Genomic DNA, 12661 nt, shown 5'->3' with positions numbered 1-12661 from the left:
CGGGATCCGATCGGTCGGGCAGCGCCGGCCCAGACAAGCGTATTCGAATTGACGAATCAAATCACAAGATCGGATGCATGACAGAGCCGGCCGTCGCAGCGGCCAAAACGGGGGTCTGGCGCATGTATGCACCGAAGCTCATCCGGTCGCGGACCATCCGCCGGCATGACCTCGGCCCAGACCATGTCGGGGTGTTGATGACCGATATCCTCGCCGAAGGCTCGATCCAATACGCGTATCTGCTCGCGATCCTGCGGCGGGGTATCGACGCACCGATCGCCTATGTCAGCTCGGAAGCGAAACCGCGCCGACGATATGTCCCGCTCGGGTTCGAGGACAGGACCGGCAGCCATTTCCTGTGCAGCTTCACGCCGTGCGGGCACATGAACTACGGCGCAAGCGACGACTGGGGCGACGAGGCCACGTTCGAGGCGCGGGCCCTGGAGATGGCGAAAACCCTGATCTGACGCGGCGGCTCACCCACACCGCCCATCCCACAGCGCCCTGTCATAACGTGCCGCGTCGCGGCCTCGGCGGGTTCCAGATGCCTCAGTGGTCTCCGGAGGCCTCCGCTGCACCCCGCCGCCTCAGGATGAGGGCGTGTCTCGGAGGGAGCGTCGGATTGCGAGCCGCGTCCCCCTCATCACGAATGCCGGCGCACCGCGTAGCGGTAGCGGCGGCCTTCCGCGTCCAAAAGCTCGCTGTCCGAGCCCTCCTGCCAGACGACCTCGTCCTCCGGGCCCTTGGCGTTGGTGAGCGTCGCGCCGCGGACAATGTCGAGGTTGAGGCCGAAGCCGTAATTGGTCGCGGTGGCGTCCGTGATCGCGGCCGAGATGTCGGCGTCGTCGGGCAGGCAGGCGAACAGGACGCCGTCGGCGATGGCCAGGGTGTAGGTTTGCACGGATGGGCTCCGGAGATCGAGGCGAGTGGGGGCCGGCATGCGAGCGACCCAAGCTAGGAGGCCCATTCGGGAAGTGAAGCGCGTTCTCCGAAATGCTGCATTGCAACATGGGGAGAACGCGCCCCATCACAAGGTGTCGAGCCCTGGCCTCTCAGCGGGCCAGATGCGCGTCCAGGAACCGGGCCATCTCGCCGAACACCTCCTTGGTCTCCGGCGCGTTCGGCGCGCCGAGATACTGGGCATGCGACATTGCCTCGAACACCTGGAGATCGGCTTCGATTCCGGCCGCGCGCAACTTCCGGTGGGTGCGCACCGTGTTCGACAGGAACAGGTCGCGGGTCCCGCTGATCAGAATCGCGGGCGGCAGGCCAGCGAAGTCGCCGTTGATCGGCGAGAGCTGCGGATCCTTCAGGTCGCGCCCGCCCGCGTAGAGCTTGGCGGCGGGGGTCAGGTAGCCGGAATAGCTCACCAGCACGTTGTCGAGCCATTCGTTGGTCCGGTAGGTGTCGCCGGTCTCGGTCATGTCCGACCAGGGGGTGCCCAGCCCGATCGCGGCCGGCAGGGCCAGGCCCTCCTGCTTGGCGCGCAGCATCAGCGCCAGCGTCATGCCGCCGCCCGTCGAGGTGCCGAACACGCCCATCGTCTGCGGCTTCTGCATGGCCAGCATCGCCTTCCAGACCGCGGTCGCGTCGTCCATGGCGGCCGGGTAGGGGGCATCGGGCGGCATGCGGTAATCGACCGAGATCACCTTGTAGCCGCCGATCCCGGCCATCAGGATCGCCTCCAGGGTGCCGGCCTCGCCCGGATTGTAGACGTAGCCGCCGCCGTGGATGTGCAGCAGCAGCCGGTTGCGGTTGGCCTCCGGGATCGTCTTCGGCTGAACCACGAACACCTTCACGCCACCGATCACGCTGGCCTCGCTGGTGACGCCGAGCTTGTCGCGGAGCGCCGGCAGGGTCGCGGCGCCGGCCGCCGCCAGACGGTCGATTAGCGCCTTCCAGCCGGCGGCATCCGGCGGGTTGGCGTTCCAGGCCGGCACCCGATAGGGCGCCGCGACGGCGTTGCGGAGCTCGGGGCTGATCGTCGCGGGCACGGGGATCACCCGGCCCGGCACCGTGCGGGGACCGGGCGCGGCGTTGGCCGCCCCCATCTCGGCTTCCAGGCGCTGGAACCCGGCCTCGGGGGTCGCCTGCCCGAAGGCGGCCTGCGTGCCGAACGCGATCATCAGCAGGGCGGAAAGGCTCAAGCGCATCGGGTTTCCTCCAGCGAACGGCCCTTCGCGACAACCCGTCATTGCGGACAGGGGCGTTCGGCCGTCAGGGATACAGGGGTGCGGGCGGGATGGGACCTGTTTTTCATCCTGGGGTTCTGGCGTTGCACGAACCTTTGAACGCAGGACCGTCATTGCGAGCGCAGCGAAGCAACCCAGTGATGCGCAACGTTCCGAGATCGCGCGTTGCCCTGGGTTGCTTCGCTGCGCTCGCAATGACGGTGTGGGGGACAGCTCGCTCCCCCAAGAGAATCACCCGGCCACCCGGGGCAGGGCGGCCGGGTGTTCCGGCTCGACCACCACGGTGGCGGGCACGGTTCCATCGCCGACCAGAGCGTCCGCGACGGCGTCGGGGGAGATCGTGGCCTCGGTGGCGGCCTCGCCCGGGGCTTGGGGCTCGGCGGTGATGCGGGCGGTCTCGCGGCGGGGGGCGGCCTCGGCGCCGGCATGCTCGTCGGCGACGCGGGCGACGGCCTCCGAGGTGATCAGCCCGATCCCGGCGGCGTGCTCGGCCATGGCGACGCTGTCGGCGGCCAGCACCAGGCTGGAGCCAGCCCGGGCGACCGCTCCGGCGAGCCGGACAATCTCTTCGACCCGGGCGGAATCGTTGGAGACGTTGCGGATATAGACCGCCAGCACCCGCCCGGGATGCTCCTCGACGATCTGCGCGTAGACCTCCGGGTCGTGCTGGCCGCTGTCGCCGATCAGCACGAAGGGCAGGTCGCGGTAGAGGGCCAGCATGTTGCGGATCAGCGCCTGCTTGTGGTCGCTGGCCCGGCGCGGCAGCGGATGCGTCCAGGACAGGCCCCATTCCCTCAGGAACAGCACCGGCCCGACGGGGATGCCGTGCCGCTGGAAGAACTCGGACAACATCTCGTAGAGGCCCCAGGGAGCCCGGGAGACGTAGAGCATCGGGTTGCCCTCGGCACCGCCGGCGCCTTCGTGCAGGGCGCGGTACAGGGCGGCGACGCCCGGGAAGGCGACGCGGCTGTCGGCATCCTCGACGAATAGCCGCCAGAGCATCTTCAGCTTGTTGGCGACGCCGGTATGCATCACCGTGTCGTCGATATCGCTGATGACCACGCAGCGGCAGCCCTCGGGCGGGATGAACACCGCGCCCTCGGCGGAGATCGGCGGCTCGTCCTCCAGGACCAGCTCCACCGTCTGCCAGGCGCCGGGGCGTCCGGGCAGGTCCCGCGGCTGAAGGCGCAGGCGGAAATAGCCGTCGCGATCGGTCTCGGCCCGGGCCGCGTCCCCGCCGAACCGGGCCGTGATGCCGGCACCCGCCACCGTGCGTCGGGCGATGCGCCGGCGCAGGTCCCGCCACTGCGCCCGCAGGGAATCCGGATCCTCCCCGGGAATGCCGGGGGATTGCCGGAACACGCGGCCGATCAGGAAGATCTCGTCGCGCGAGCCGTAGCCGCGATAGGGCTCGACCACGAGCCCGCCCGGGCCCGTGCCACCATGCCCCTGAGCCCGGCGGACCGGGCGGGTGAGGACCCGCACCGCCTTGTTGACGGCTCGGCGAACTCGGGAAGCCATGCCGCCGGTCTCCGGTTCGGGGCTCAGGCCTGCGGCAATTCGGGGCTGAGCCCCATCGCATCGAGGCCCTCCTCCAGCAGGTCGCCGGCATCCGGCGCGCTCAGCAACTCCTTCACGGCGCCCTCGCCGACGGATTCACGCTCCCGGGCGAAGCGCACCGCCTCGCCCCACTCCTCCGGCTCCATGTCGCCGCGGCCGATATAGAACAGCGCCAGGAGCTCGGCCCGGGCGTCGTCGTCCAGCCCGGCGATGGCGCCGCGCACCTCGGATTCCGTGGCGTCGTCGGTGCCCGAGATGAGGACGTCGGTGGAGCCGTCGTCGATCGGGTTCGAGCCGGAATCCGGATCGGTGTTGCCTTCCTTCACCTCGATGGCGCGCAGCCGCAGAACGATGTCGGTGACGGTCTCGACGGCGATATCCATGCGTTGGTCTCCGGACGCTGACTGGGTCGGGCGTTTCGCCCCCTCAAGCCGCGACAACGGGCGAGCGGGCGCCGGGTTCGCCTCGCCGAACGCGGCGGTGGCGCGGGCGCGCCGAACGTGCGTGGTCCGCGCCACTTCCCGGTAGCCGGACCATCGGCTAGAGGCTGCCGGACATTCCGAACAACCGGATCGACAGCGGCGATAGAAGTGACATCTTTGAACGCCGCCGCGACGATATCTGCTGATAGCGTCGAACTGCAGTCTAACAGAACCGACAAGCCCCGATGCCCGGCCGTACGGGCCGCGGCCGTGCTGGCGATGTCCGCCCTCGCGCTCGGCCTAGCCGCGGCTCCGGTCGAGGCCCGGCCCGCCGGCGCCGAGACCAGCGCGCCGAGCTGCTACGTCACCGGCGGGGGCGGCCTGGAGATCTGCCGCGACGGCGCCGAGGCCGAGGGCGTGCTGATCGCGCCGGCGCCCTGCGCGTTCGTGCGCGGCGTCCAGATCCTGCGGCTGCCGCGGGCGGAAGCGCCGGGACCCCTGCAGATGATCTTCCAGGGCCAGAGCCCGCTGCCGTCGCGCCGCCGGGACGAGCCCTGCCCGGAGCGGCGCGCCACCGACAGCCGCGACGGCGGCTCGCTGCGCACCGGCCGCAGCCCGGAGGCGCTGGCGACGACGCTGCCACCCTCGGCCGACCGGTTCTGGGTCGATCTCCCGGAGGAGCGTGCGGCCAGGCGCGGCTGGTCCGAGCCGGTCCCCACCCTCGAGGGTATCGGCCCCCGCGACCCGATCGCGGTCTCGGGCCGCGACTGGGCCGGGGAAGCCTACAGCTACGTCTTCCTGCTCGGCCAGGAGCGCGTCGGCGGCAATACCGATCAGGACGAGGAGCCCGCCGGGCGGCGGCGCGGCCGCCGGGCCGAGCGGGACGAGCCGGCGGCGCAGCCCGCCGACATACGGCGCCGGGTGCAGATCGCGGCAAGGACTCTCGACTTCCAGACCTTCGAGATCCGCACCCGCACCCCGGACGGCTACGGGCTCGCCTGGACGCCGTTCGTGCCCGGCGGCCGCGGCACGCCGCCGACCCCGGCCCCGGTGGCCGACGAGGCCGGCAAGCCGATCGCCTCCGCGTGCCCGGCCCCGGCCTTCGAGACCCACGGGCTTTCCGGCTCGATCAGCATCGTCGACCGCACGTATCACTACGTCTACACCGACGTCCTGCCCGAGGATTGCGGCCTCGCCCCCGAGAAGCGGCGCACCGCGCTCTACCTGCGCACCGCGAAGGACCTCTCGGCCGCGAAGGTCTGGTCGGCGGCGAAGAAACTCGCCGGGCCGCTACCGCCGGGGAGCGTCGTCCGGGTGGCGCGGGCCAAGGGCATGCAGCGCTGGGCGGTGTCCTATACCTGTCAGCGCCCGGCCAACGCCCCGGGCGGCCCGGTGGCCGATATCTGCCTGCAATACACGCCGGACCTCAACCTCGACGGGATCGGGGCGCTCACCCTCTACGCCGACCCGGTGGAGGCCGGCCGCTCGCCGTCCTATCTCGGGCTGCGCTCGGGGGGCGACGGCAGCGGCCGCTTCGACCGGAGCGCGCATTTCTGGATGACCGACGCGCAGGGCAACCTCGACACCCCGGCGGTCTATCCGGGCAAGGCCGGGTTCCTGACCTGGCTCGACCGGCTCGCCCCCTCGGCAGCCGGGCGGGACGCCTCGACCCTCTACGGAAGGCCGGTCTACTGGGCGACGTGGACGGTGCGTCGGATCGGCGCGCAATAACCGGCGCCAGGCGCTATATGGGCGGCCTCCCCGCCGCACGAGTCGTGCCTCTTGGAAACGATGGACACCCATATCGACCTGTGGTTCGCCGCGAGCATCGTGGTGATCTCACTGCTGCTCTCGGCCTTCTTCGCGGGCGCCGAGACCGCCTTCACCGCCGCCTCCCGGGCGCGGATGCACGCCCTCGAACAGGCGGGCGACCCGCGCGCGGCGATCGTCAACCGGATCTTGGCGATCCGCGAGCGCTTCATCGGCGCGATGCTGATCGGCTACAACATCGTGGCGATCGGCGCCTCGGCGTTCACCACCAGCGTGCTCACCGCCCTGTTCGGCAAGAACGGCGTGATCTACGCGACCGTCGGCATGTCGGTGCTGGTCATCGTCTTCGCCGAGGTGCTGCCGAAGACGCTCGCCATCTCCAAGCCCGACAAGGCGGCTCTGCTGATGGCCCGGCCGGTGGCCTTCGCGGTCGCCATCATGGGCCCGGCGGCGATCTCCATCGAGCATCTCGTGCGGCTGATGCTGAAACCGTTCGGCATCACCATCGGCGAGCACCAATCGATCCTCACCGCCTCCGAGGAGTTGCGCGGGCAAGTGGCGCTGATGCACCGGGAGGGCGGCGTCGCCAAGGCCGAGCGCGACATGCTGGGCGGCCTGCTCGACCTGTCGAACCTGTCGGTCTCGGACGTGATGGTCCACCGCACCAAGATGCGGGCGATCGACGCCGACCAGCCGTCCGAGGACATCGTCCGGGCGGTGCTGGCCTCGCCCTATACCCGCATGCCCCTGTGGCGCGGGACGCCTGAGAACATCGTCGGCGTGCTCCACGCCAAGGACCTGCTGCGGGCGCTCGACGCCGCGGGCGGGGACGCCTCGGGGCTGAAAGTCGAGGCCCTGGCGCTGGAGACCTGGTTCGTGCCGGGCACGACCTCGCTGCGCGCCCAGCTCAAGGCGTTCCTCACCAAGAAGACCCATTTCGCCTTGGTGGTCGACGAGTACGGCGAGGTGATGGGCCTCGTGACCCTGGAGGACATCCTCGAGGAGATCGTCGGCGAGATCGCGGACGAGCACGACGTTACCGTCTCGGGCGTGCGCCCGCAGGGCGACGGCTCGGTCAATGTCGACGGCGGCGTGCCGATCCGCGACCTCAACCGCGCCATGGACTGGAACCTGCCCGACGACGAGGCCACCACCATCGCAGGCCTCGTCATCCACGAGGCCCGGACCATCCCCGATCAGGGCACGGCCTTCAACTTCCACGGCTTCCGCTTCCAGGTAATCCGCAAGGCCAAGAACCGGATCACCACCCTGCGGATCACGCCGCTGACCGCGACGGGCATCCAGACCACCGCGCAGGTGGAGGCGCAGCGCGACCCGGTGTGAGGCGGGCCACGCCGGCTCTCCTCACCCCGGCATCGCCTCCAGCCCCTCGGCGCGGATCCAGTCGCGGGTGCGGTCGAGCGCACGGCCGAGCCGGTCGAACAGCGCGTCGATCTCGTCCGGGCTGATGATCAGCGGCGGGCAGAGGGCGACCCGGTCGCCGGTGAGCGCGCGCACGATCAGGCCCTCGGCCTGCGCGAAGGCGACGCAGCGGGCGGCCACGCCCGCCTTCGGCTCGTACTGGCGCTTGCTGCCCTTGTCGGCGACGATCTCCAGCCCGCCGATCAACCCGATGCCCCCGGCCTCGCCGACGATGTCGTGCTGGGCCAGCGCCGCGAGCCGGCGCTGGAAGTGCGGCGCCTTCTCGGCCGCGCCCTCGATCACCCGGTCGCGCCGGTAGATCTCGATCGCCTTCAGCGCCACCGCGGCCGCCACCGGGTGACCGGAATAGGTGGTGCCATGGCCGAACGTGCCGAGCTTCTCGCTCTGGCCGATCATCGCCTCGTAGAGCGGCTCGTCGATGCTGACGCCGCCGAGTGGCATGTAGGCCGAGGTCAGGGCCTTGGCGAAGGAGATCGAATCCGGCCGGATCCCCAGGGCCTCGCTGCCGAACCAGGTGCCGAGCCGGCCGAAGCCGCAGATCACCTCGTCGGCGATCATCCGGACGTCGTATTTCGTCAGCACCGCCTGGATCGCCGCGAAGTAGCCCCGCGGCGGCACGATCGCCCCGCCGGCGCCCATCACCGGCTCGGCGATGAAGGCCGCGACGGTCTCGGGCCCCTCGCGCAGGATCGTCTGCTCCAAATCGGCGGCGAGGCGGGCCGAATAGGCCTCCTCGGTCTCGCCCGGCTCGGCGCCCCGATAGAAATGCGGGCAGGCGACGTGCAGGAAGCCCGGCAGCGGCAGGTCCCAGTCGGCATGGTTCGCGGTCAGCCCGGTCATCGAGGCGCTGGCCACCGTGACGCCGTGATAGCCCTTCTGCCGCGCGATGATCTTTTTCTTCTGCGGCCGGCCCAGCGCGTTGTTGTAGTACCAGGTCAACTTGACTTGCGTATCGTTGGCTTCCGACCCGGAAGACGTGAAGAAGATCTTCGAGGTCGGGACCGGCATCAGCTCCTTGAGGGTCTCGGCCAGTTCGATCCCGGGATCGTGGCTGCGGCCGGAGAACAGATGGGTGAAGGGCAGCCTTCCCATCTGGACCCGGGCGGCCTCGACCAGTTCCGCGTTCGAGTAGCCGAGCGCCGTGCACCACAGGCCCGACATGCCCTCGATATAGGACCGGCCCTCCGTGTCGTAGACGTGGACTCCCTCGCCGCGCTCCAGCACCAGCGGGCCGGTATGCCGGTGGGTCGACAGGTTGGTGTAGGGGTGGAGCAGGGTTTCGACGTCGCGGGTCGCGAGATTCGAGAGCATCGTTCGCACCGTCCTCATGCCCAGGGGATCCGCCACACTACCGACCCGATGCCCGTGCAGGTAGTCCCGCGGCCCTGCGCCCGGCTCATCCCGGATGCATGCCCCCGTGTTTGACCCGCGCGACGCACGATTCATGCTCACTTCCGGTCCCTCGCCCGTCCTGGCGCCCGAAACCTTCGTGGCGCTGCCGGCCCCCGGGCGCGCCTGCGGCGCCTGCACCCTGTGCTGCAAGGTCTACGACGTGCCGGCGGTGGAGAGCGTGGCGGGCCAGTGGTGCCGCCACACCAAGGCCGGCCAGGGCTGCGCGATCCACGCGACGCGCCCCGACCATTGCCGGGCTTTCCACTGTCTCTGGATGACCGAGAGCTGGCTCGGGCCGGAATGGAAGCCCGACCGCGCCAAGATGGTGCTCACTCTCGACCCGCTGTCGCGCAACATGAACGTGCAGGTCGATCCCGGCCAGGCGAATGTCTGGCGCCGCGAGCCTTATTACGGCCAGCTCAAGCGCTGGGCGGCGGCCTCTGTGCCCCTGCGCCGCCACGTGCTCGTGCACGTCAACAAGACCACCACGGTGGTCCTGCCGGACCGGGACGTCAGCCTCGGGGTGGTCGCACCGGACGAGCGGATCGTCTCGCATGACCGGATGACCCCGCAGGGTCCGAGCTTCGACGTGCAGAAGGTCAAAGCCGCGTAACACCCTTGCGGCGATCGCTTGTTTGCCCGAGTGATCGCGCATGACGACGATCCACGATTTCACCGTTCCCGCAGCCGACGGGAGCCCATACCCCCTCGCGCAGCATCGCGGCGAGGTGCTGCTCATCGTGAACACGGCCTCGCGCTGCGGCTTCACCCCGCAATATGCCGGGCTGGAGACGCTGTGGCGGTCGCATCGCGACGCGGGCCTGACGGTCCTGGGCTTCCCCTGCAACCAGTTCGGCGCGCAGGAGCCGGGGGATGCCGCCGAGATCGCCAAGTTCTGCTCGCTGACCTACGATGTCAGCTTCCCGGTGCTCGGCAAGGTGGCAGTGAACGGCCCGGAGGCCGAACCGCTGTTCGACCACCTGAAACAGGCCCGCTCGGGCCTGTTCGGGACGAAAGCGATCAAGTGGAACTTCACCAAGTTCCTGGTCGGCCGGAACGGACAGGTGATCGCCCGGTTCGCGCCCTCGGCAAAGCCGGCCTCGCTGGAGGGGAAGGTGCGGGCGGCACTGGCCCAGCCAGCGGGTTGAGGCGTCGGCGCGACTATCGCCACCGTCCTCGTGAACGGCCGGCAGGATTTGTCCACCGCCGCCCGGAGCTTGTTTGACCCGAGTATCCCATCCTCCACCTCATCCTGAGGTGTGAGCGAAGCGGAGGCCTCAGGATGAGGGGAGAGATCGGGATACCCGGTGCTCGGAACGGTCTGCCGAGCGAGATCACGACAGTGATCGGGCGCTCAGACCGGCTCGCCCTCCGCCACACAGCGCGGCTCCGCTGCCAGCCGCAGCAGGCTGCGCAGCGGTGCGATCCGCGACGGGCGCATCGAGTCGCGCAGGATCCCGATTAGGAACCGGGCCTCGGCGATCTTCTCCAGGGTCGAATCCGCGGCGCCGGCGATCAGCGCCTGACGTTCCAGCCGCGACAGGGCCGCGAACAAAGCCTCGCGCGCCGCCTCGTCGTCGGAAGACTGCTTGCTGGCAAGAAGCGCGGCCAATTCGCCGGTGAAACGACTGTCATGGCAAGGATCGGCGCGCATGGATGATCCGACGACTGGAATAGCCCGACCCTAAGTCAATCCTCGCGGCATGTCAGCCGGCTACGCGGTCTCGCGACAGCGAGTCCGGGCATGTTGCGCAAGCGCATCTGCGCAATCCACCCTGCCAGGCGGGCACAGCCGAATGGTCAGACGCTGGCGATCAGCTCGGCCGCGGCCTCGAACTCCGTCCGGCGGATCGCCAGCCGTGCCTCGGCCTCGGCATCCCGGCCCCAGATTGCCGCCTGGTAGGTCTCGTCGACATGGGCCGCGTCCCAGGCCTCGGCCGGGCTGAGGCGGCCGCGCAGGACCGCGAGCGCGATCAGCAGCGAGCCGGTCAGCGTGGTCAGGGTGTGCAGGCCGGCCAGCCGGAACGGGCTCTCGACCGCGGCGACCGCCTCGGACAAAGCCCGCACGGTATCGGGCGGCTGCTCCACATGCATCACGCCCTCGCTGAGGATCACCCGGGCGCCAAAAGTCTCCCGGGCCCAGTCGAGGATCGGGTCCCAGGACGCGGCCTGGGCCGAGACGAGGCGCTCTGGATCCCCGGCGCGATAGGCGAGCAGATCGGTGCCGGCATAGGCGCAGAGATCCTCCACCACGGCGGCGTGCCGGGGGGCGACGCCGTCGATGCTGGTATTGGCCAGCCGGGTCAGCGGCATCCTGGCCGGATCGATCACCGTGTCCTGGGCCGCCCATTCGGCCGCAACCTTCTCGGCGAGCGCCCGGGTCGGCAGGCTCAGCGGGTTGCGGGCGGGGGTGTTCGCCGGACGGCCATCGAGGGTCAGCCGGAACCCGTCCGGGCCCTCGACGAAGCCGGCCTCCTGGTAGAACCGCCGGGGCAGGGCGGGCTTGGCATGGCCGCGGGCCGCCCGCACCGGATCGGGTCGCTCCCCATCGCCCGGTTCGCCGAGCCACTCGTTCGTCACATCGCTCATGGATGCCAGATAGGCGCTTTCGGGTCCGTCGGCGAGCCTCGTCGGAAGTCGCACCGTCATCGCGCGCGCGGAGCGACACAGGATGGGTCGCGTTCTCCGAGCGGTGCGATTCCATGGGTCGCTGCGCTACGCCCGCGATGCCGGCGAAGCGGGCGGGCCCGGAGGCTCCCCCCCGGACAACAGCCCTTCCAGCGCCCCTGCGCTCGACACCACCGTGACCGCCCCCGCCCCGTAGAGGGCCCCGGCCGGGTGATAGCCCCAGCCTACCCCCACGGCGACGGCCCCGGCCGACACACCCATGCCGATGTCGAAGGTGGTGTCGCCGACCATGATGGTCGCCTCGGGGGCGCAGCCGGCCTCGGCCATCGCCTGGAGCAGCATGGTCGGATCGGGCTTCGACGGCGCGTCGTCCGCGCTCTGCGTGGTCACGAACCAGTCGGCCCAGCCGTGATGCGCGATCAGGCGGTCGACGCCGCGCCGGGACTTGCCGGTGGCGAGACCGATCAGCACGTCCTCGCGGGCATGCAGCCGCGCCAGCAGCTCACCCATACCCGGGAACAGCGGCTCCTCGTAGGCGGGATCGACCCGCAGGCGGTTGTAGGCCTGCTTGTAGCTTTCCGAGAGTTCGACGATCGGCCCGTCCTCGCCCACGAGGCGGCGGAACGCCTGCGGCAGCGATAGGCCCACCACCGAGAGCGCCTCGCGCCGGCCCGGGGCCGGCAGGCCGTTCTCCGCGAAGGCGAGCCCCTGGGCCGCCACGATCAGGTGCTGGCTGTCGACCAGCGTGCCATCGACGTCGAAGACAATCAGCTTCATCGCCCGGGCGCGCCCGGCGCGGCGCGGCCGGTCACGGCTTGCGGCCCGGCTGCACCGGCTGGCCGGCGCTCGGCTGCGCCGGCTGGCCGTGCGTGCGCTCGTAGCCGAGTCGGCAGCGGATCAGGAACCGCCGGCGCTTGCCACCGCGCAGCCCGCGCTGGTGCGAGGCGCGGTTGCAGGCCGCGTAGGACCGCCGCCGGCGCTCGGCCCGGGCGCTCGAGGCCGGCCGTTGGGCGGCTTGAGGCTGGGCGGTCGACGGCGCGGGGGAGGGGGCGGGCTGCTGGGACGCCTCGGCGGCGGGGGCGGTCTGGGCCGGGGCGGGCGTGGCCGGTGCCGGTTGGGTCTGCCGGGGCGCGTTGGATGGCGGCGCCGGATTCGCCGGCGCGGCCGGCTTGGCGGCCTCGCCCGGCGCGGCGTAGGCCGCCGGCCCGACGAGGCAGAGGGCGGCGAGGCAGGCCAACGTCGCGAGCTTCATGC

14 protein-coding genes are annotated in these 12661 nt (G+C 70.7%); 5 read left to right on the top strand and 9 right to left on the bottom strand.

Features of this window, described 5'->3' with window-relative positions; all coding sequences use genetic code 11:
- The first annotated feature begins 77 nt into the window (after positions 1-77).
- Positions 78-467, top strand: coding sequence for a hypothetical protein (locus AKJ13_RS21540; RefSeq protein ID WP_050735202.1), 390 nt, complete (start codon positions 78-80; stop codon positions 465-467).
- Between the two features lie 176 nt (positions 468-643).
- Here the strand turns inward: AKJ13_RS21540 and AKJ13_RS21535 are convergent, their stop codons facing one another.
- From AKJ13_RS21535 to AKJ13_RS21520, 4 genes are all read right to left on the bottom strand, one after another.
- Positions 644-901, bottom strand: coding sequence for a hypothetical protein (locus AKJ13_RS21535; protein ID WP_050735201.1), 258 nt, complete (start codon positions 899-901; stop codon positions 644-646).
- Positions 902-1052: 151 nt separating this feature from the next.
- Positions 1053-2153, bottom strand: a complete 1101-nt coding sequence (locus AKJ13_RS21530; RefSeq protein ID WP_050735200.1) for an alpha/beta hydrolase — start codon at positions 2151-2153, stop codon at positions 1053-1055.
- Between the two features lie 270 nt (positions 2154-2423).
- Positions 2424-3713, bottom strand: coding sequence for a phosphatase domain-containing protein (locus AKJ13_RS21525; protein ID WP_050735199.1), 1290 nt, complete (start codon positions 3711-3713; stop codon positions 2424-2426).
- A 23-nt stretch (positions 3714-3736) separates the two neighbouring features.
- Positions 3737-4135: a DUF3775 domain-containing protein gene (locus tag AKJ13_RS21520; RefSeq protein WP_007564729.1), complete on the bottom strand. Its 399-nt coding sequence runs from the start codon at positions 4133-4135 to the stop codon at positions 3737-3739.
- A 318-nt stretch (positions 4136-4453) separates the two neighbouring features.
- On the opposite strand from AKJ13_RS21520, the gene AKJ13_RS21515 reads away from it, so the two are divergent.
- Positions 4454-5905, top strand: a complete 1452-nt coding sequence (locus AKJ13_RS21515) for a hypothetical protein (RefSeq protein WP_064774653.1) — start codon at positions 4454-4456, stop codon at positions 5903-5905.
- Between the two features lie 60 nt (positions 5906-5965).
- The gene (locus AKJ13_RS21510) at positions 5966-7288 is read left to right on the top strand and encodes an HlyC/CorC family transporter (RefSeq protein ID WP_007564732.1); all 1323 of its coding nucleotides are present in this window, start codon (positions 5966-5968) and stop codon (positions 7286-7288) included.
- 21 nt (positions 7289-7309) lie between these two features.
- On the opposite strand, the gene AKJ13_RS21505 is transcribed toward AKJ13_RS21510, so the two are convergent.
- On the bottom strand, positions 7310-8698 hold the full coding sequence (locus tag AKJ13_RS21505) for an aminotransferase (RefSeq protein WP_050735197.1): 1389 nt from the start codon (positions 8696-8698) through the stop codon (positions 7310-7312).
- 133 nt (positions 8699-8831) lie between these two features.
- Between AKJ13_RS21505 and AKJ13_RS21500 the strand changes: the two genes are divergently transcribed.
- Together AKJ13_RS21500 and AKJ13_RS21495 are read left to right on the top strand one after the other, a co-directional pair.
- Entirely contained in the window at positions 8832-9392 is a 561-nt protein-coding gene (locus tag AKJ13_RS21500; RefSeq protein ID WP_050735196.1) for a hypothetical protein, read from the top strand.
- Positions 9393-9432: 40 nt separating this feature from the next.
- Positions 9433-9927: a glutathione peroxidase gene (locus tag AKJ13_RS21495; RefSeq protein ID WP_050735195.1), complete on the top strand. Its 495-nt coding sequence runs from the start codon at positions 9433-9435 to the stop codon at positions 9925-9927.
- A 206-nt stretch (positions 9928-10133) separates the two neighbouring features.
- Here AKJ13_RS21495 and AKJ13_RS21490 read toward each other — a convergent pair whose 3' ends face one another.
- The 4 genes from AKJ13_RS21490 to AKJ13_RS21475 all read right to left on the bottom strand — a co-directional run bounded on the left by AKJ13_RS21490 (position 10134) and on the right by AKJ13_RS21475 (position 12659).
- Positions 10134-10433, bottom strand: a complete 300-nt coding sequence (locus tag AKJ13_RS21490; RefSeq protein WP_050735194.1) for a hypothetical protein — start codon at positions 10431-10433, stop codon at positions 10134-10136.
- A gap of 146 nt (positions 10434-10579) precedes the next feature.
- Positions 10580-11368: an ATP12 family protein gene (locus AKJ13_RS21485; protein WP_050735234.1), complete on the bottom strand. Its 789-nt coding sequence runs from the start codon at positions 11366-11368 to the stop codon at positions 10580-10582.
- Positions 11369-11494: 126 nt separating this feature from the next.
- Positions 11495-12184, bottom strand: a complete 690-nt coding sequence (locus tag AKJ13_RS21480; protein ID WP_050735193.1) for an HAD-IA family hydrolase — start codon at positions 12182-12184, stop codon at positions 11495-11497.
- A 31-nt stretch (positions 12185-12215) separates the two neighbouring features.
- Complete coding sequence (locus tag AKJ13_RS21475) at positions 12216-12659, bottom strand: hypothetical protein (protein WP_050735192.1); 444 nt, start codon at positions 12657-12659, stop codon at positions 12216-12218.
- Between the last annotated feature and the right edge of the window lie 2 nt (positions 12660-12661).

The sequence above is a fragment of the Methylobacterium sp. ARG-1 genome (assembly GCF_001262595.1).
GTDB lineage: Bacteria > Pseudomonadota > Alphaproteobacteria > Rhizobiales > Beijerinckiaceae > Methylobacterium > Methylobacterium brachiatum.
This window is presented reverse-complemented; position numbering and strand designations above follow the sequence as displayed.

Coding starts and splice junctions, on each gene's coding strand:
- AKJ13_RS21540 (WP_050735202.1), top strand. CDS start 78: ATGACAGAGCCGGCCGTCGCAGCGGCCAAAACGGGGGTCTGGCGCATG.
- AKJ13_RS21530 (WP_050735200.1), bottom strand. CDS start 2,153: ATGCGCTTGAGCCTTTCCGCCCTGCTGATGATCGCGTTCGGCACGCAG.
- AKJ13_RS21525 (WP_050735199.1), bottom strand. CDS start 3,713: ATGGCTTCCCGAGTTCGCCGAGCCGTCAACAAGGCGGTGCGGGTCCTC.
- AKJ13_RS21520 (WP_007564729.1), bottom strand. CDS start 4,135: ATGGATATCGCCGTCGAGACCGTCACCGACATCGTTCTGCGGCTGCGC.
- AKJ13_RS21515 (WP_064774653.1), top strand. CDS start 4,454: ATGTCCGCCCTCGCGCTCGGCCTAGCCGCGGCTCCGGTCGAGGCCCGG.
- AKJ13_RS21510 (WP_007564732.1), top strand. CDS start 5,966: ATGGACACCCATATCGACCTGTGGTTCGCCGCGAGCATCGTGGTGATC.
- AKJ13_RS21505 (WP_050735197.1), bottom strand. CDS start 8,698: ATGCTCTCGAATCTCGCGACCCGCGACGTCGAAACCCTGCTCCACCCC.
- AKJ13_RS21500 (WP_050735196.1), top strand. CDS start 8,832: ATGCTCACTTCCGGTCCCTCGCCCGTCCTGGCGCCCGAAACCTTCGTG.
- AKJ13_RS21495 (WP_050735195.1), top strand. CDS start 9,433: ATGACGACGATCCACGATTTCACCGTTCCCGCAGCCGACGGGAGCCCA.
- AKJ13_RS21490 (WP_050735194.1), bottom strand. CDS start 10,433: ATGCGCGCCGATCCTTGCCATGACAGTCGTTTCACCGGCGAATTGGCC.
- AKJ13_RS21485 (WP_050735234.1), bottom strand. CDS start 11,368: ATGAGCGATGTGACGAACGAGTGGCTCGGCGAACCGGGCGATGGGGAG.
- AKJ13_RS21480 (WP_050735193.1), bottom strand. CDS start 12,184: ATGAAGCTGATTGTCTTCGACGTCGATGGCACGCTGGTCGACAGCCAG.
- AKJ13_RS21475 (WP_050735192.1), bottom strand. CDS start 12,659: ATGAAGCTCGCGACGTTGGCCTGCCTCGCCGCCCTCTGCCTCGTCGGG.